The sequence below is a fragment of the Enterococcus sp. DIV0240d genome, assembly GCF_051711245.1.
GTDB lineage: Bacteria > Bacillota > Bacilli > Lactobacillales > Enterococcaceae > Enterococcus_D > Enterococcus_D casseliflavus.
Genome location: NZ_JBIOMG010000001.1, coordinates 2107501 through 2123687, shown reverse-complemented (window position 1 = coordinate 2123687; position 16187 = coordinate 2107501). Strand labels below are relative to the sequence as shown.

At 40.6% G+C, this 16187-nt stretch carries 16 protein-coding genes, 1 rRNA gene and 1 pseudogene (1 of these 18 running past the window's edge); 13 read left to right on the top strand and 5 right to left on the bottom strand.

The window, feature by feature from the left end; all coding sequences use genetic code 11:
- Window positions 1-43: 43 nt before the first annotated feature.
- Window positions 44-298: a 30S ribosomal protein S20 gene (gene rpsT / locus IGJ25_RS09990; RefSeq protein ID WP_005230162.1), complete on the bottom strand. Its 255-nt coding sequence runs from the start codon at window positions 296-298 to the stop codon at window positions 44-46.
- Window positions 299-534: 236 nt separating this feature from the next.
- Between rpsT and IGJ25_RS09985 the strand changes: the two genes are divergently transcribed.
- The gene (locus tag IGJ25_RS09985; RefSeq protein WP_005230169.1) at window positions 535-1590 is read left to right on the top strand and encodes an inorganic phosphate transporter; all 1056 of its coding nucleotides are present in this window, start codon (window positions 535-537) and stop codon (window positions 1588-1590) included.
- Between the two features lie 12 nt (window positions 1591-1602).
- The gene (locus tag IGJ25_RS09980) at window positions 1603-2226 is read left to right on the top strand and encodes a DUF47 domain-containing protein (protein WP_005230171.1); all 624 of its coding nucleotides are present in this window, start codon (window positions 1603-1605) and stop codon (window positions 2224-2226) included.
- Between the two features lie 76 nt (window positions 2227-2302).
- On the opposite strand, the gene IGJ25_RS09975 is transcribed toward IGJ25_RS09980, so the two are convergent.
- The 3 genes from IGJ25_RS09975 to IGJ25_RS09965 all read right to left on the bottom strand — a co-directional run bounded on the left by IGJ25_RS09975 (window position 2303) and on the right by IGJ25_RS09965 (window position 4643).
- A complete protein-coding gene (locus tag IGJ25_RS09975; RefSeq protein ID WP_225001370.1) occupies window positions 2303-3136 on the bottom strand; it encodes an undecaprenyl-diphosphate phosphatase in 834 nt (277 codons plus the stop codon).
- Between the two features lie 148 nt (window positions 3137-3284).
- Window positions 3285-3989, bottom strand: a complete 705-nt coding sequence (locus tag IGJ25_RS09970) for a histidine phosphatase family protein (protein WP_005230175.1) — start codon at window positions 3987-3989, stop codon at window positions 3285-3287.
- A gap of 33 nt (window positions 3990-4022) precedes the next feature.
- The gene (locus tag IGJ25_RS09965) at window positions 4023-4643 is read right to left on the bottom strand and encodes an MBL fold metallo-hydrolase (RefSeq protein WP_005230178.1); all 621 of its coding nucleotides are present in this window, start codon (window positions 4641-4643) and stop codon (window positions 4023-4025) included.
- 98 nt (window positions 4644-4741) lie between these two features.
- On the opposite strand from IGJ25_RS09965, the gene IGJ25_RS09960 reads away from it, so the two are divergent.
- From IGJ25_RS09960 to IGJ25_RS09950, 3 genes are all read left to right on the top strand, one after another.
- The gene (locus IGJ25_RS09960) at window positions 4742-5155 is read left to right on the top strand and encodes a GNAT family N-acetyltransferase (RefSeq protein ID WP_225001371.1); all 414 of its coding nucleotides are present in this window, start codon (window positions 4742-4744) and stop codon (window positions 5153-5155) included.
- Between the two features lie 280 nt (window positions 5156-5435).
- Window positions 5436-5972, top strand: coding sequence for a hypothetical protein (locus IGJ25_RS09955; RefSeq protein WP_016611127.1), 537 nt, complete (start codon window positions 5436-5438; stop codon window positions 5970-5972).
- Between the two features lie 257 nt (window positions 5973-6229).
- The gene (locus IGJ25_RS09950) at window positions 6230-8722 is read left to right on the top strand and encodes an ATP-dependent DNA helicase (protein WP_438779272.1); all 2493 of its coding nucleotides are present in this window, start codon (window positions 6230-6232) and stop codon (window positions 8720-8722) included.
- A 91-nt stretch (window positions 8723-8813) separates the two neighbouring features.
- Here the strand turns inward: IGJ25_RS09950 and IGJ25_RS09945 are convergent, their stop codons facing one another.
- Window positions 8814-9305 (bottom strand): YajQ family cyclic di-GMP-binding protein, encoded by a 492-nt coding sequence (locus tag IGJ25_RS09945; RefSeq protein ID WP_005230187.1) that lies wholly within the window; start codon window positions 9303-9305, stop codon window positions 8814-8816.
- Between the two features lie 153 nt (window positions 9306-9458).
- On the opposite strand from IGJ25_RS09945, the gene IGJ25_RS09940 reads away from it, so the two are divergent.
- The 8 genes and pseudogenes from IGJ25_RS09940 to IGJ25_RS09905 all read left to right on the top strand — a co-directional run.
- Window positions 9459-10394 (top strand): YitT family protein, encoded by a 936-nt coding sequence (locus IGJ25_RS09940; RefSeq protein ID WP_005230189.1) that lies wholly within the window; start codon window positions 9459-9461, stop codon window positions 10392-10394.
- A 74-nt stretch (window positions 10395-10468) separates the two neighbouring features.
- On the top strand, window positions 10469-10798 hold the full coding sequence (locus IGJ25_RS09935) for a metal-sulfur cluster assembly factor (protein WP_225001373.1): 330 nt from the start codon (window positions 10469-10471) through the stop codon (window positions 10796-10798).
- Between the two features lie 757 nt (window positions 10799-11555).
- A complete protein-coding gene (locus tag IGJ25_RS09930; protein ID WP_015509816.1) occupies window positions 11556-11873 on the top strand; it encodes a DUF2500 domain-containing protein in 318 nt (105 codons plus the stop codon).
- A 442-nt stretch (window positions 11874-12315) separates the two neighbouring features.
- Window positions 12316-12860: pseudogene (locus tag IGJ25_RS09925) on the top strand (zinc-binding dehydrogenase); the annotation flags it as partial.
- A 209-nt stretch (window positions 12861-13069) separates the two neighbouring features.
- Window positions 13070-14008, top strand: a complete 939-nt coding sequence (locus IGJ25_RS09920; RefSeq protein ID WP_225001374.1) for a dihydroorotate oxidase — start codon at window positions 13070-13072, stop codon at window positions 14006-14008.
- Between the two features lie 65 nt (window positions 14009-14073).
- Window positions 14074-14595 (top strand): GNAT family N-acetyltransferase, encoded by a 522-nt coding sequence (locus IGJ25_RS09915; protein WP_225001375.1) that lies wholly within the window; start codon window positions 14074-14076, stop codon window positions 14593-14595.
- 139 nt (window positions 14596-14734) lie between these two features.
- Window positions 14735-14920, top strand: coding sequence for a hypothetical protein (locus IGJ25_RS09910; protein WP_005230211.1), 186 nt, complete (start codon window positions 14735-14737; stop codon window positions 14918-14920).
- 541 nt (window positions 14921-15461) lie between these two features.
- Window positions 15462-16187: ribosomal RNA gene (locus IGJ25_RS09905) — 16S ribosomal RNA — on the top strand (it continues 833 nt past the right edge of the window).

Sequence of the window (16187 nt, the reverse complement as noted above, 5' to 3'; positions counted from 1 at the left end):
AAAGGCGCAGCAATCGATGATTGCTGCGCCTTTCTTAATTTGCTTATTTTGCAATTTTTTTACTTAAACGAGATTTGTCGCGACTAGCTTTGTTCTTGTGGATCAATCCTTTAGTCTCAGCCATATCGATTGCTTTAACAGCATCTTTATATAACGCATCTACGTTATCAGCACCAGCTTCAACAGCTTGATCAAATTTTTTGATTGCTGTACGCATTGTGCTTACTTGAGATGAATTCTTAGCATTAGCCGCTTCGCTTGTGCGAACACGTTTGATTGCAGATTCAATGTTTGGCATGTATTTCACCTCCGAAAAAAAAGTTCAATTACGTTTAGAAAACGTATAAATCAACACTAGTCATTATACCTAATGCCAAGAGTGATTGCAATAAAAGTTGTAAAGAAATTTTACTTAACACAAAAATTTGTTTTTTGGCCGTGCTATTTTTTGCTTTATGGATTTTAAAAATGCTTCTTTACACATTTTTTACTGAATAGTTATAAAAAGTTTACACAGAAACAGCTTTCTATGCTATGATTACTTCGGAATTTTTAAATGGGGGAATCTATGTGAATATCGCTTTGTTTCTAACGATTGTGTTGTCATTAGGGGTGATTTTCGTCAACGGCTGGACGGATGCGCCGAATGCTATTGCAACCGCTGTCTCCACGAGAGTCTTACGCCCGAATATCGCCATTGGCATGGCAGTCGTCATGAATTTCTTAGGTGTGCTAGTGATGACGTATTTTAATGCGCAAGTTGCAGAAACCATCAGCAACATTGTGACTTTTGATTCAGGCGGGAGTTTTCGGGTCTCACAGATCGCATTAGCCGCTGCCTTGTTTTCAATTGTTGTTTGGACGGTCGCAGCTTGGTATTTTGGGATCCCAACTAGTGAATCTCACGCGTTGATCGCAGGACTGACTGGTGCAGCCATGGCCCTTGGTGGGTTACATGCAGTCAATGGCGAGGAGTGGCTGAAAGTTTTGATCGGTCTTGTCGTTTCTACGTTGATGGGCTTCATTGGCGGCTTTCTGATCACGAAACTGATCGTATGGCTCTTTCGCGATACCCAACGGCGAAAAGCCAACAAAATTTTTACAGTTGGTCAAGCCATTGCGGCTGGTGCCAATGCGTTCTTACATGGTGCACAAGATGGCCAAAAATTTATGGGTGTCTTCATGTTAGGGCTTTTCTACAACAATCTTGCTGAAAAGACCGGCAATGGCTTTTCGATCCCACTCTGGGTGATGGTTCTTTGTTCCTTGACCATGGGGATCGGTACTTCTGTCGGTGGGATGAAAATCATCAAATCAGTAGGGATGGATATGGTAAAACTGGAAAAATACCAGGGCTTTTCTGCAGATGTTACCGCTGCGATCTGTTTGTTCTTGTCTTCCGTATTTGGTATCCCAGTTTCAACGACCCATACAAAAACGACTGCCATCATGGGGGTAGGGGCTTCTCGACGTTTTTCTAGCGTTGATTGGCGCATCGTTAAAGAAATGATCTATGCTTGGATTTTAACGTTCCCTGGTTGCGGGTTGATTGCGTTTCTAATGGTGAAAATTTTATTGCTAATTTTGTGAGGAGAGAAAGTAATGGCACGAAAAAAAGGATTTGATTATTTTGCGGCAATGGAGCAGTTGGCAACAAATGGGCATCTAGCTGCGAAACGTTTTTCGCTGTTGATCAATGATTACTCTGAAACAGCGTTAAGTGAAGCGGCAGCTGAGATTCATGGATTAGAAAAGGAAGGCGATCAGGTGATCGCTGAGTTAACGAATGAGTTGTACGACTCATTTATCACACCGATCGATCGCGAAGACATCCTGGTCATCTCTGAGCGCTTAGATGATATTTTGGATGGCATTATGGGACTGACTTATTTATTTGAGAATTTGGTCATTACGAAGATCCGCCCTGAAACGAACTTATTTGCTGAAATGATCGTTCAAGCGACACAGGGGGTCGAAACAGCATTAAAAGAGTTTCCGAAGTTCAAAAATTCAAAAACATTGCGTCAAATGATCAACGATGTAAATACGATTGAATCAGAAGCAGATCTTTTGTATTCAAAAATGAAAAAAGCGTTGTTTACGGATGAAAAAGAAGTGCTGGAAATCATTAAATGGAAAGATATTTATGATCGCTTTGAATCGATTATCAACGACACCGAAAGTGCGGTTGATATTATCGATGGTATGGTGATCAAAAACACGTGAGGAACTAGAGAGCATTCAAACGAAAAAAAAGAGCAACTATTGCGGCAGTTACCTGCCCAAGAGTTGCTCTTTTTGCTTATAATTGGATCATCCAATAGCCGATCAAAATGATTCCTAAAACGATGCGATACCATCCAAATACGGTAAAATCATTCCGTTTGATGTAGTTCATCAAGAAACGGATCGCGATGATCGAAACGATGAATGACACGATGGTTCCTGTCAATAAGATGACGGTTCCTTGGAAATCAAAGGCATTGCCATCTTTCAAAAACTTGAAGATTTTCAAGGCACTGGCACCAAACATGGTGGGAATACCTAAGAAAAATGAAAATTCAGCAGCAACATAACGAGAAGCGCCGATCATGATAGCACCTAAGATAGTAGCACCAGAACGAGAAGTTCCTGGGATCAATGCCAATACTTGGAACATTCCTACGATCAATGCCGCTTTATAGGTGAACTTGTTCAAATCGGTACATTTTGGTGCTTTATTTTTGTTGCGTTTTTCTACCACGATAAAGCCGATCCCATAAACGATCAAGACGATCGAAACGGAGAAAAAGTTGTAGAAGTGCGCATCTAACCAATCATCTAACGGTAATCCGATAATAACCGATGGCAAGACCGCCACGACGACTTTAAACCATAACGTCCATGTATCTTTTTTCTCTAACTCATTTTTCTGCGGTGAAAAAGGGTTTAGTTTATGGAAATATAAGTAGACGACTGCTAAAATCGCACCCAGTTGTATGACAACATTGAACATCGTCATAAACTCGGGAGTTACATTCAATCCGATAAATTCGTTGGCTAGAATCAAGTGACCCGTGCTGCTGATTGGCAGCCATTCCGTGATCCCTTCAATGATCCCAAATAAAATCGCTTTTATGAAATTTGTAAAAAACATTGGTTCAGTCCTTTCTATGACAAAATACAACTCTTAGTATACCGTTTCCTGATTCGAATACCAATCTTTTTCCTAAAAAAAGGGGGCAGTTTTTAAAACAAAAACTGCTCCTTTCTTAAAGAAATTGATCAACTGCCAAAGGTTTCTCTTAGGATAAAAGTTCTTGAGAGAGTGCTAAGCCTTTTTTGATGTAATCGGTATTGCCCACTTCAGCAATCGTAAAGCTGCCATCTTCGTAGATCAGTCGAGTGACCGAGCCATTTTCAATATCCATGCGAACATTGTTCTCATCATTGATCAGATGCAAAAGAAAAGCGATCGTTAAGCCGTGAGACACAACTAGCGCATTGCCGCCGCCTTTTTTCTCAACGCGGTAGGCGATATCTTCAAACCCTGTTTTGACACGTTCGGTCAACACATCAAAGGTTTCCGCCCAATTGGCTGTATCTGCGTGATAGATCGCATTGGCGATCGCCTCAAACGAGACATGATTGGCAATCATATCATCGTAATCAGGAAAGTCAAGAATCCGTGGCAGAACGCCCCACATTTCTGCATCATAGGCACCTTCAAGTGAGCCAAAGCACCATTCACGAATCCGTTTGTCGATATGATAAGGGATCTCTGGTCCTCTGACATGTTCACCCAGTATCAGACGCATCGTTTCGATCGCGCGGCCGCTGTCACTGGATACTGCTTCCACAAAATCCACATCTCGTAACCCGAGTCCTAAATAATGGATGCCTTGTTCACCAGTACGAGTCAATGGGGTGTCGCACCAGCCTTGCACACGCTGCAATGTGTTGAACATGGTTTTCCCGTGACGCACGACATACAATTCCGTTTTTGCCATAAGTAGTAATTCCTCCTTTGGTTCGTAATTCGTTTATGCGTTAAAAAACGGATTGGTCCGTTTCTCAATCTCGATCGTTGTTGGTTCTCCGTGGCCAGGATAAACGGCCATCTGATTCGGTAAAACAAAAAGTTGCGTTTGGATGCTGGTCAGCAATTGCTCAAGGTTGCCAGTTGGTAGATCGGTCCGACCGATGCTGCCTTTAAATAAGGCGTCTCCAGAAACGACAAACTTGTCAAAAATAAAACTGACGCTGCCGATGGAATGACCTGGGGTTGCAACAACCTTAAAGGACATGCCAGCTATCTCGTACTCTTTCAATTCTAGCTCGAATTCTGCTGGACGTGCGGTGATGGTTCCTAATTCAGGATGACGACCAGAAAGGTTTTTCATAGGATCACTTAGCCATTCTTGCTCAAGTGGACTAACGTAAACGGGGATCTGATAATAATCCCGCAAATGGTCAACTGCGCCGATATGGTCATAATGAGTGTGGGTCAATAAAATCGCTGCTGGTTTTGCGCCTGTTTTTTCGATCTCAGCGATCAATCTCGCTGCTTCTGCTCCAGGATCAATAATCAACAAAAAATCTTCTTTCCAAATAAGGTAACAATTTTCTTGAACGGGTCCTGTCACTAAACCAATGATTTTCATGCTAAAACCTCCTAGGATCACAAATACTTGTGTCTGACTATAAGTATAGCTTAAAGTATAAGAGGAAACAAAGAAAGGTTTTTAGGAGTGAAAAATTAATGATAGAAACGATGAACACAGAAGACAATCGTCAGGCGATCTGTCAATGGCTCAATTATTCAACGAAAAAAACAGAGGCAGTGAGTGCCTTTTCCGATCAAGAGCAGCTTTCATTTGCATTTTTTGACAATCACGATCAACTTGGTGGGTTGATTGGGAAACGGACAGGTAATACGATTCATATTCAATTGTTTGCAGTTGATCCAAACCATCAGAATCAAGGGGTGGGGAAACAATTGATGGCAGCACTTTTCGATCACGGTAAAAAAGCGGGGTGTCGTTCCGTGACAGTTACCACCCAAGACTACCAAGCGCCACAGTTCTATCAAGCAGTCGGCTTCGAACAATTTGCTGTGCTTTCTGACACGCCTGTACTTGGCACGGATAGGCTTTATTTCGTGAAGATGCTGTGACCACCCTATGGCAGGCAGGTGATAAGGCTAACCAATAGTTTGATGAGAGAAAAGCTCAGAATTATTGTGGGAATTCGAAAATTTTTCTAAGAAACCGCATTAGCAAAAAACTGCTGTTATACTAATTAAAATAAGAAAGCGCGTGTTTCGTTTGAAACTGGTCTAATTTTTTCCTGCAGCAGAAACATTCGTCGTGACTAAGTTCGGGGAAAGTAAGTGTTCAGGACCTTGTGTTCGTTTTGATTGGTATACATCAACTTTTTGTAAGAAGGTGTTTTTTATGAAAAAATCGCTCCAATTCTTTTTCACTGTATGCTTTGCTGTGCTTCTTTTAGCGAGCTGTGGTGAGGAAGAGCTATCCATCGATGATTCGAAAGAAGTTTCTGAAACCGTTACTTCCGCCTCAAAAGCGGTTGAAAATGGCGACCTTGATTTGATGTTGATCCAAGATGAGAGTGTCATCTTTCCGCAAAGCCAAGGGGTTTATGATTTCCATGAGAATGAGTTGACGATCGTTAAGCAGTATTTGCCGATGGCAGACTTAGAAGATAGTTCAGCCAGCTCTAGTGATGTTGCCTTGTATAAAGGACAAATCGAAAGTGATTTTCAGCGTCATTTTTCCCATTCAGAGGTACAGTTGTCCAACGATCCTTATCAAATTTATGAGATCACCTATCAAGATGCCTCGTACATCGTCGAAGGAAAACGTTTGACGATCATGGCAGATGGGCGAACCTTTGAGTTCACCTTAGATCCCAATAATCAGAAGGCCTATGATCAAAATGGCGTTAGCTATGACATTCAGGTCGATCAATAAATTTTCTTAAAAACATATTCCTGCTTTACTTGCTTAGGTGAGTAGAGTAGGTTTTTTTGGTAACCTTTCGTCAAACCCATTCTCTGGAAGTGGAAATGGCGTTGATTACCTGATGAGAAGGCATTTTGCCGCAAGTGATTTTTTTAGAGATCAAACCTGTTTGGATAGGATACTCTCCGCAGAGGATGAAAAGCTGTTTCTGTTCGCTTTTCCAAAAGTGATCTATCCGCTATAATGGCAAACGAGAAGGTGAACACGTGTATAAAGGAAAAGTTGCGGTTAGAAAAATCGTAGAATTTATTTTGCGCAGAGGCGATATTGATAGCCGCAAAGTCAGTAATCATACCGCACAAGAAGGCGCCCGTATCCATCGCCAACTACAAAAAGAGGCTGGGGATGCGTATCAAAAAGAAGTCTTTTTCAAACGAGAAAGCCAAATTGAGAAAGATTCGATCACTGTCGAAGGACGTGCCGATGGTCTCTTTTTTGATGCAGCTGTTAATTCTTGGGTGATCGATGAGATCAAAACTTCAGAACCAGCTTTCGAAGATATCCCTGAAGATCAAATCGATTTGTTTTTTGCCCAGGGAATGGTTTATGCTTATTTGTTTTTACTACAAGAAAATGAACAAGCAGCGCTTAATGACAGTGAAAAACAAGAGAAACCAGAAGCAGAAGCTACTGCTGATGGAGAAAATGATCCGAGGAGACCCATCGATCGGATCGCCGTACAATTGACTTATTATCAAACCACTGAAAAGCTGACCACCCGTACGAGAAGAACATTTCAGTTCTCAGAATTAGCTGTTTTTTATGAAGAATTACTTCAGGAATATCATAAATGGTTAGTTTTTCAAGAGAATTGGCGCCGTGTCCGCAATACGTCTTTGCAGCTGCTGTCTTTTCCCTTTGAAACCTTTCGCAAAGGGCAGCGAGAGTTAGCAGCAGCGGCGTATAAAACACTAAAAAATGGCAAGCGACTTTTTGCGGAAGCGCCAACGGGAACTGGAAAAACCATGTCAACGCTGTTTCCCGCATTAAAAGTTCTCGGGGAAGAAGGGGCAGATCGGGTCTTTTATCTGACGGCGAAGACGATCACCAGACAAGTGGCTGAAGATGCGTTGAGCAAGTTAGCAGACAACGGTAGTGAAACCAAGAGTGTCACGATCACTGCCAAAGATAAAATTTGCTTTCTGGATGAACGAAATTGTACGCCAGAGCATTGTCCTTATGCACAAGGTTATTACAATCGAATCAACGAAGCTTTGTGGGATCTGTTGCATCACGAAAACCAAATAACCCGAGAAGTGATCGAGACTTATGGAATGAAGCATACGGTTTGTCCCTTTGAGCTTTCACTGGATGTCAGTGTCTTTTGCGATGTCATTATTGGTGATTATAATTATTTGTTTGATCCAACCGTTTATTTACGGAGATTTTTTGAAGAGCCAGACGAAGAGTATTTCTTTTTAGTGGATGAAGCCCATAACTTAGTTAATCGTTCGAAAGAAATGTATTCCGCAACGATCTTACGACAGCCATTTAAGGAATTAAAGAAGAAGCTGCCGAAGGATCAACAGAAATTAAAACGCGCACTAAACAGAGTTGATAAAGAATTTGCGGCTTTAGCCCAATTAGCAAAAGAGGAAGGATGGTCATACCACCATCAAGCAGCTCCCCATGAAACAATGGTCAATCAGCTATACAAATTAGCTGAATTGATGAAGGAATGGTTGCCGGCAAATCCTGAGCATGAATTGCAAGAAGAAGTGCTGCAAGTGTATTTTGAAGCTAACCATTATTTGAAGATCAGTGAATTTTATGATGATCACTACGAAACGACGGTGGAGATCGACCGCTATGATATCAAACTACGGCAATTTTGCATCGAACCAGCGCCGTTTTTGGAATCCGTGTTAGATAAGGGCAAGGCCAGCCTGTTGTTTTCTGCGAGCTTTACCCCTTTGTCGTATTATCAAGAAGTATTAGGTGGCGGCGATGAAGCTTTGCGCTATCGCTTGCCAAGTCCTTTTGATCCGGAAAATCAGGGGATTTTTATTGCGGACTATATCCAAACGACATATCGCCAACGTGAAGCCAGCATTCCTGCGATCGTTGATGCGATCCAGCAAATGACGGCAGCGAAAGCGGGAAACTATATGGTCTTTTTCCCATCTTATCGTTATTTGGATGAGGTGGCGGCAGCATTTTCTCAACAGGCGCCAGAGGTGGAGGTCTTGATTCAGGGGACTGCTATGAACGAAGCAGAGCGCGAGGCGTTTCTTGCGCAGTTTCAATCTTTTGACTCGCAACAATCATCCTTGCTGGATAAAAGTCAAGACGAACCAAAGAGTCAACCAAAAACTTTGGTGGCATTTTGTGTCCTTGGAGGAATTTTTTCTGAAGGGATCGACCTAAAAGGCGATCGCTTGATCGGTGCAGCGGTGGTAGGAGTCGGACTGCCGCAAATCAATCACGAGCAAGAATTGATTCGGGAATATTACGATGAGAAAAAGGCAGCTGGCTTTGCGTATGCCTATCAGCTGCCAGGGATGAATAAAGTCCTGCAAGCAGCCGGTCGAGTGATTCGGGATGTCAGCGATCGTGGCGTGGTGTTATTGCTGGATCAGCGCTTTCGGACACCGCGTTACCAAGAACTTTTCCCACTGCATTGGCAGCATGCCTTGCAGATTCGTCGGCCGCAAGAGTTATCAAAGGCATTGACTCATTTTTGGCAAGAAAAAAACTAGAAGCAGAGCTTTCAAGAGCGGTTGCGCAAAATCAGTAGATAAAGCTGATTTTGCCTAACCATCACGTTAGACTCTGTTCTAGTTTTTTTGATTAGCGATAATTTGTAAATTGTAAATCGATCGTCAGGGGCAGTTTACGCAACAATTGGATCACCTCTTGCAGATCGTCACGACTTTTGCCTGTTACCCGAATTTGATTGTCTTGAATTTGGGTTTTAACTTTTAGCTTGGCGTTTTTGATCGCTGTCGTTATTTTTTTGGCGTTTTCTTTATCGATGCCATTGATCAATTCTGCCGTTTGACGAGCTTTTGCCCCCAAGGCATGCTCCGTTTCGCCAAATTGAATATTTTTCGTTGGTACATTCCGTTTGATCAGCTTCGCAAAGAGCACATCTTTGATTTGCTCCAACTTAAATTCGTCATCTCCAACGATCGTCAGTTTGCCCTCAGTCATCTTGATTTCTACCGTGGAGCCTTTAAAATCAAATCGGTTTTTCAATTCTTTTTCCGCCTGTTGAATGGCGTTTTTCACTTCTTCTGTGTTGATCTCAGATACGACATCAAAACTTGCTTCTTTTGCCAAAATCAATCACTCCTCTCATCTCTTACCTATGATTTTAACATGGAGGCGAACGATGCGGGAATGAAAAGTAAATTTTTGCAAATAATTGTTTCATTTTTTCACACAAACTGCTATTCTTTGGAAGGAGATTTTTAGTGAAGGAGCTAGATCATTGTGAGTAAGTTATTAACGAAGCACGAACAATCAGAACGATTGAAAAAAATAGGGGTTATTTTGCTGTCAGGTATTACTGCAGCCATTGCTTTAAATTTCTTTTTGATTCCCGCAAACGTTCTTTCTGCTGGGATGAACGGGGTCGCCCAATTGATCGTGGCACTTGCCTTGGAACATTTTGGCGTTCACCTTAGTACAGGGCTGTTTATTTTCCTCTTAAACTTGCCTATCTTTGTTCTTGGGTTCATCAAACTCGGGAAATCATCGACACTATTGAGCTTTATCAATGTCGTTGTCGTTTCCGTCTTAACGATGATCCTTCCGCAAGGAGCGATCACTGACAATATTTTGGTTAACGCTTTGCTAGGTGGCGTACTGTTAGGCGTCGGCGTTGCGTTTTCACTGAAAATGGGTTTTACCACCGGCGGAATGGATATTCTTTCGTTGATATTATCAAAAACGACTGGAAAAACAGTTGGTAAATATATGTTTATTTTAAACGGCATCATTGTCATGGTCTCAGGTTTCGTCTTTTCTTGGGAAAGTGCCTTGTACACGATCATTTCGATTTTCGCAATGAGCTACGTTGTGGACATGCTGCACACAAGTCATCAAAAGGTAACGGCAATGATTATTACGACCAATGCGGAAGCTGTTGGGAAAAATATTTCTAAGCATGTGTTTCGCGGCATGACTTTGTTCCCCTCAGTCGGAGGGTATTCAGGCGTACCTGGCAATATGATTATGATGGTCGTGACGCGCTACGAGATCTACGATTTAGAACAAGCCGTTTTAGAAGCTGACGGCAATGCGTTTATTAATTTTGTGCCGACCCAATCAATTACAGGCCGTTTTGCGACAGATGATGAACAACGGACCTTTAAAACGACAGGGGTCTTCCCAGAACTGAAAATACACAAGAAAAGCCGTCCATAATCAAGGATCGTCCATTTACAAATCTTGCAAAAGAAGGTATTATTTGAAACAAGAATTAAAGGAGGTCTTCAACCGTGGCATATACTGAAGTAGAAGCAGAAGCAATCAAAGAGCGTGTCTTGGCTGCCTTGGAAACCGTGATTGACCCTGAGTTGGGGATTGATATAGTGAATCTAGGCTTAGTTTATGAAGTCGAATTTGATGCAGAAACAGGCAATACCGTAATCAAAATGACCTTAACAACAATGGGCTGTCCCTTAGCCGACGTATTGACTGAATCGATACACGAAGCACTAAGCGATATTACAGAAGTCAAAAATCCAGAGGTGAAATTAGTCTGGTATCCCGCTTGGACGACCGATAAAATGAGTCGTTATGCACGGATTGCTTTGGGGATTCGTTAAGGATTTTCAATCATAGAAAGTTGTTTCATATTTGTTAACTAGATGGAACAAGCTGTTTTCTTAGGTGTCGGACAGTTGGCAAAATGAGGATATAAACACAGAACTCTTTTATTAACTTTGAAAAAGTTGGTAGAAGAGTTTTTTTATAGAATACTTTCTTAAATAAACAGTTACTTGGTGAAAAAGTTATGCTTTTTTACTAAAAGCATTAAAGAAAATCATATATTTTTAAACCTGAAAGCTCAACGTATTTTCCATTCATATGACAACTCAAAGTGAGTTAGTATTTAACTTTGCCGAAATAGTAATACTTTCTATAAACCTTCGATCATTTTGACAAAAAAAGAGCACAGAATAAATTCTTATTCATCCACATTGATAACCTTAAGGTGCATCCCAGAAAACATGTCTAAAGAAAAGTTACTGAATTTAGTCAGAGACTTTGGGATACGATGAATTTTCCTTAAGGAGTCAATGTAGAATGAAGAAGGATGATTCTAGGAATGTTTTTTCAAAGGTCATGTGATTTCATCCTAGCAACTGACTCTTGGTTAACAAATATACAAATGTGTTCTATGCAACCATACATATAGGAAAACGATAGCCAAACTACAGTTTCGGTCAATCATTTAGCGAGTTACATATTTTTATTAGAGATTCGAGATTAATTAATTGAATTAATGTATAATTATAGTTAAGTTGTAAAAATGATTTGGTTGATTCCCTTGATCATAAAAACAAAAAAGGAGTGTGTTTTGTGGATTTTCTATTTACTTTATTTGCTTTTATTTTCGTCGCAGTTATCTTATATCATATTGTCGAATTCTTAAAGGATCAATCTACGCCAGAAGTGGCAGTACTTGCCACGCTAGTAGACAAACGAATGACTAGTAGCACGAATATTGCTGCAAACGGCTTTACGAATCAATCCATTACCTATTATCTTTTATTTGAAATCGCAAGTGGCGAAAGATTAGAATTTAAAGTAGGGTATGGAAAATACAAATTATACGTCATCGGAGATACTGGAGTGTTGAGGTATCAAAGAAAAAGGTTTAATTCACTTGATAGGTAAAAAATTTGTATGTATATAGTATGTGTTTATTCGTTTTCAATTTCAAAAAAAGTTGAACAGTCAATTAAAAAACTCCTATTCAAGTGTCTTATCATTTGAAATGATTTGAATTGTACGCTTTCGATGGAAAACGCAAGTATCATCGAGTAACACTTGAGAATTTCTACTTATGAGGTCGCATAAATAAAACCAAAACCGAAGGAAATTTCCTGCGAGGAATGGCTTAATTTAGTTCACCCATTCGATTTATTGGCGGAAGTGATGAGCTACGGATAGTTTTTAAATACTCATAAATAGAATAGATTGCTTCACCAAAATCTCGTGACTCATTGTTACGAGGTTTTTTGTTTTTTACGTGACTTCAGAAATAATTGCAAAAAGGAAAAATCGTTCTTGGTTTTTCACAAACATTTTCTCTTTCAAGTGACAAAGTCGTTGCCGTTTTGGGTTAGGAAAGATTGGGTTGCTGACGATCCAATGGTTAAAAATTGCGGGTGTGAAAACGATTATTGGCATTGATATTCAATCAGAGAAACTGAAACAAGCATTAGATTTAGGTGTCACCGATACGATCGATCCTAGTGTTCAAGACCTTGAAAAAGAGATTTCTCGGATAACGGATGGTTTAGGCGTAGATATTGCAATGGAATGTGCAGGTACTAAAATAACCGAAGAACAATGTCTCTTAGTGACAAAAAAAGACGGGAAAATTGGATTTCAAGGGATCACTTATTCTGATGTTTTGATTAAGCAACGGGCATTTGAAAAATCTTTCGCAGTGAATTAACCATTAAGGGTTTTTGGAATAGCTATTCTGCGCCTTTCCCAGGCAAAGAATGGTTTGATTCACTCACCTTTTTAGAAAGCGGACGCTTAAGTGCCAGTCATATGATTTCCCATCGCTTTCCGTTAGAATATCTTCAAAGAGCATTTGATTTAGCGGTAAATAGAAGTGAAAGCTTTAATAAAATCATGATCATGCTCTAAAAACTAAACATTTGATTACAGCACAAACAGATTTTTTTCAAAAACCATTTTTATTCAGCAAGCTTTAACAAGCTGCTATGGATATGGTTTTTTGATTTGCTACAGTGATTAAATAGGTTGCTCCTTCTAAAACCTGTCCCAATCAAAGACCCGTTGCATTTTCAGAAATGAAACGGTAAACTAGTTGAAAAGATTGGAGGAATGAATCAATGTTAGCTACGAATTTTGGGAAATTTACATACGAAAATCCGTTTATGAACGCCTCAGGAGTCCATTGTATGACGATCGAGGAATTAGATGAATTAGCGGTATCAGCAGCTGGATCATTTGTCACAAAGAGTGCAACGCTAGAAGCACGTGCCGGAAATCCAGAACCACGTTATACCGATTTACCCTTAGGAAGCATCAATTCGATGGGATTACCAAATCTAGGGGTGGACTACTACTTAGATTATGCCATCAAAAAACAGCAGGAAATGACTCAGCAAGCGCCTTTCTTTTTCTCTGTCGCTGGTATGAGTGTGGCTGAAAACATTGAGTTATTGAAGAAGATCCAAGAAAGTGATTTTGAAGGAATCACTGAGTTGAATCTTTCTTGTCCAAACGTGCCAGGAAAACCACAAGTTGCCTATGATTTTCCTTTGACCGATCAAATTCTTGAAACAGTCTTTGGTTTTTTCACAAAACCTTTAGGTGTCAAATTGCCGCCATACTTTGATTTGGCTCACTTTGATGAGATGGCTAAGATATTAAACAAGTATCCGTTAACCTACATCAATTCAATCAATAGTATTGGGAATGCTTTATTCATCGATCCTGCTACTGACTCGGTAGTCATCAAACCAAAAGGTGGTTTTGGTGGTCTCGGAGGCGAATATGTGAAACCAACGGCATTAGCCAATGTGCGGGCTTTCTATACACGTCTCAAGCCAGAAATCAAAATTATTGGTACAGGTGGGATTCGTAATGGTCAAGATGCGTATGAGCATTTGTTGTGTGGTGCCTCTATGTTGCAGACCGGCACAGAGTTGCAAAAAGAAGGGCCGGCGATCTTTGAACGATTGACGAAAGAATTAGAAACGATCATGAAAGAAAAAGGATATCAATCAATCAGTGAATTTCAAGGCAAACTAAAAACGATTGATTAAAACGACTTTCTATCATCGTCTGTTTCTTTTTATAGAAGAAAGTCATAGAAGAAAGGTGGGGTTAAATGGAGAAATTTCGTAAAACAACTGAGGGCGATTTAACGGAGTTAATGGCGCTGATTGAGGAAGGAATTGCTTTTTTAAAAGCTCAAGGATCACCACAATGGCAAAATGGCTATGGCCCAAAAGAAACTCAAATCAAAGCAGATATTGCAAAAGGTGAAAGCTATGTGTTAGTGAAAGATGGGAAAATCGCAGCGTCTGCGGCACTGGTTTCTGGTGATGATCCTGTCTACAACGCAATTACCGGCGCAGGGTGGGATGGAAACGGTCCGTATCTATCCATTCATCGCGTCGTTGTCAGTTCTCATTTTAAAGGGCAAAAGTTAAGTGCCAAATTGCTGCAAGCTCTTGAAGTGGTTGCATTAGAGCAAGGAATCGTTGATTTGCGTATCGATACGTATAAAGCCAATATTGGGATGCAAAAGAATATCCAAGCAGCTGGCTATCAATATAAAGGAGAGGTAACATTTCCTTTTCCGAATGGAGAGCGATTGGCGTTTCAAAAACGTTTGATCACAAACTAAACATTCTTTTTCCATTCTTGTCACTTGGCTGAAAGAATGGAAAAGGTGTGTCAAAGTGAATTTTTGGTATGAAAATGTGGATAATGGTTGTCAGAATCCTTTCGGCTTGCTAAGATAAGCACGTAAAGGACGGTGCCAAATGAAGAAAAGAATCAAAAAGAAAAAAGCTTATAAAAAATACATCCATGATATTTTTGCAGGTTATGAAGAAATGCTTGAAAATCCAGCGATCGATGAGAAGAAGTTCTCTTATTTGAAAGAAGAAACAACCTTAAAACGAGACGATCAAAATCAAATCCGTTTCCGTACGATCGATATTGATTAAACTACCTTTTGGGTAGTTTTTTTCTTTGTTTTTGTTAATTGGAAAAATTTCAGAAAAAAAGCTTGCTCTTTCATTCATAGAGTGATAAAGTATTCAACGTTGGCAATTGAGCCAGCGGGTCAAAACAACAGTTGAAAAATCTTCAAAAAAGACTTGACCAAAAATAAAACAGATGATATTATAACGAAGTCGCAATAATAAAACAGTTAATCAATGTTGATACATCAACAAAATTAATTGAAAAAAGTTGTTGACAAATAACAAATCATTTGTTATTCTAATTAAGTCGCTGAGGCAGCCGCTACGAAGTTGAAAAACAACGAGCGAAAAAAACTTTTAAAAAAAGAGTTGACAATCAAATGTCGCTCTGATATGATATAAAAGTTGCTAACACAGCACGGTAGACCTTTGAAAACTGAACAAAGCAAGCAAACGAACCAATGTGTAGGACGTTTCAATTTATTGAAACAAATACATGCAAGCAATAGCTAGCAAAGTTAATTTTTATGAGCTTAATGACCGTATGGTCATTCAAACAAATCATTATGAGAGTTTGATCCTGGCTCAGGACGAACGCTGGCGGCGTGCCTAATACATGCAAGTCGAACGCTTTTTCTTTCACCGGAGCTTGCTCCACCGAAAGAAAAAGAGTGGCGAACGGGTGAGTAACACGTGGGTAACCTGCCCATCAGAAGGGGATAACACTTGGAAACAGGTGCTAATACCGTATAACACTATTTTCCGCATGGAAGAAAGTTGAAAGGCGCTTTTGCGTCACTGATGGATGGACCCGCGGTGCATTAGCTAGTTGGTGAGGTAACGGCTCACCAAGGCAACGATGCATAGCCGACCTGAGAGGGTGATCGGCCACACTGGGACTGAGACACGGCCCAGACTCCTACGGGAGGCAGCAGTAGGGAATCTTCGGCAATGGACGAAAGTCTGACCGAGCAACGCCGCGTGAGTGAAGAAGGTTTTCGGATCGTAAAACTCTGTTGTTAGAGAAGAACAAGGATGAGAGTAAAATGTTCATCCCTTGACGGTATCTAACCAGAAAGCCACGGCTAACTACGTGCCAGCAGCCGCGGTAATACGTAGGTGGCAAGCGTTGTCCGGATTTATTGGGCGTAAAGCGAGCGCAGGCGGTTTCTTAAGTCTGATGTGAAAGCCCCCGGCTCAACCGGGGAGGGTCATTGGAAACTGGGAGACTTGAGTGCAGAAGAGGAGAGTGGAATTCCATGTGTAGCGGTGAAATGCGTAGATATAT

Coding starts and splice junctions, on each gene's coding strand:
- rpsT (WP_005230162.1), bottom strand. CDS start 298: ATGCCAAACATTGAATCTGCAATCAAACGTGTTCGCACAAGCGAAGCG.
- IGJ25_RS09985 (WP_005230169.1), top strand. CDS start 535: ATGATTACTTCGGAATTTTTAAATGGGGGAATCTATGTGAATATCGCT.
- IGJ25_RS09980 (WP_005230171.1), top strand. CDS start 1,603: ATGGCACGAAAAAAAGGATTTGATTATTTTGCGGCAATGGAGCAGTTG.
- IGJ25_RS09975 (WP_225001370.1), bottom strand. CDS start 3,136: ATGTTTTTTACAAATTTCATAAAAGCGATTTTATTTGGGATCATTGAA.
- IGJ25_RS09970 (WP_005230175.1), bottom strand. CDS start 3,989: ATGGCAAAAACGGAATTGTATGTCGTGCGTCACGGGAAAACCATGTTC.
- IGJ25_RS09965 (WP_005230178.1), bottom strand. CDS start 4,643: ATGAAAATCATTGGTTTAGTGACAGGACCCGTTCAAGAAAATTGTTAC.
- IGJ25_RS09960 (WP_225001371.1), top strand. CDS start 4,742: ATGATAGAAACGATGAACACAGAAGACAATCGTCAGGCGATCTGTCAA.
- IGJ25_RS09955 (WP_016611127.1), top strand. CDS start 5,436: ATGAAAAAATCGCTCCAATTCTTTTTCACTGTATGCTTTGCTGTGCTT.
- IGJ25_RS09920 (WP_225001374.1), top strand. CDS start 13,070: ATGTTAGCTACGAATTTTGGGAAATTTACATACGAAAATCCGTTTATG.
- IGJ25_RS09915 (WP_225001375.1), top strand. CDS start 14,074: ATGGAGAAATTTCGTAAAACAACTGAGGGCGATTTAACGGAGTTAATG.
- IGJ25_RS09910 (WP_005230211.1), top strand. CDS start 14,735: ATGAAGAAAAGAATCAAAAAGAAAAAAGCTTATAAAAAATACATCCAT.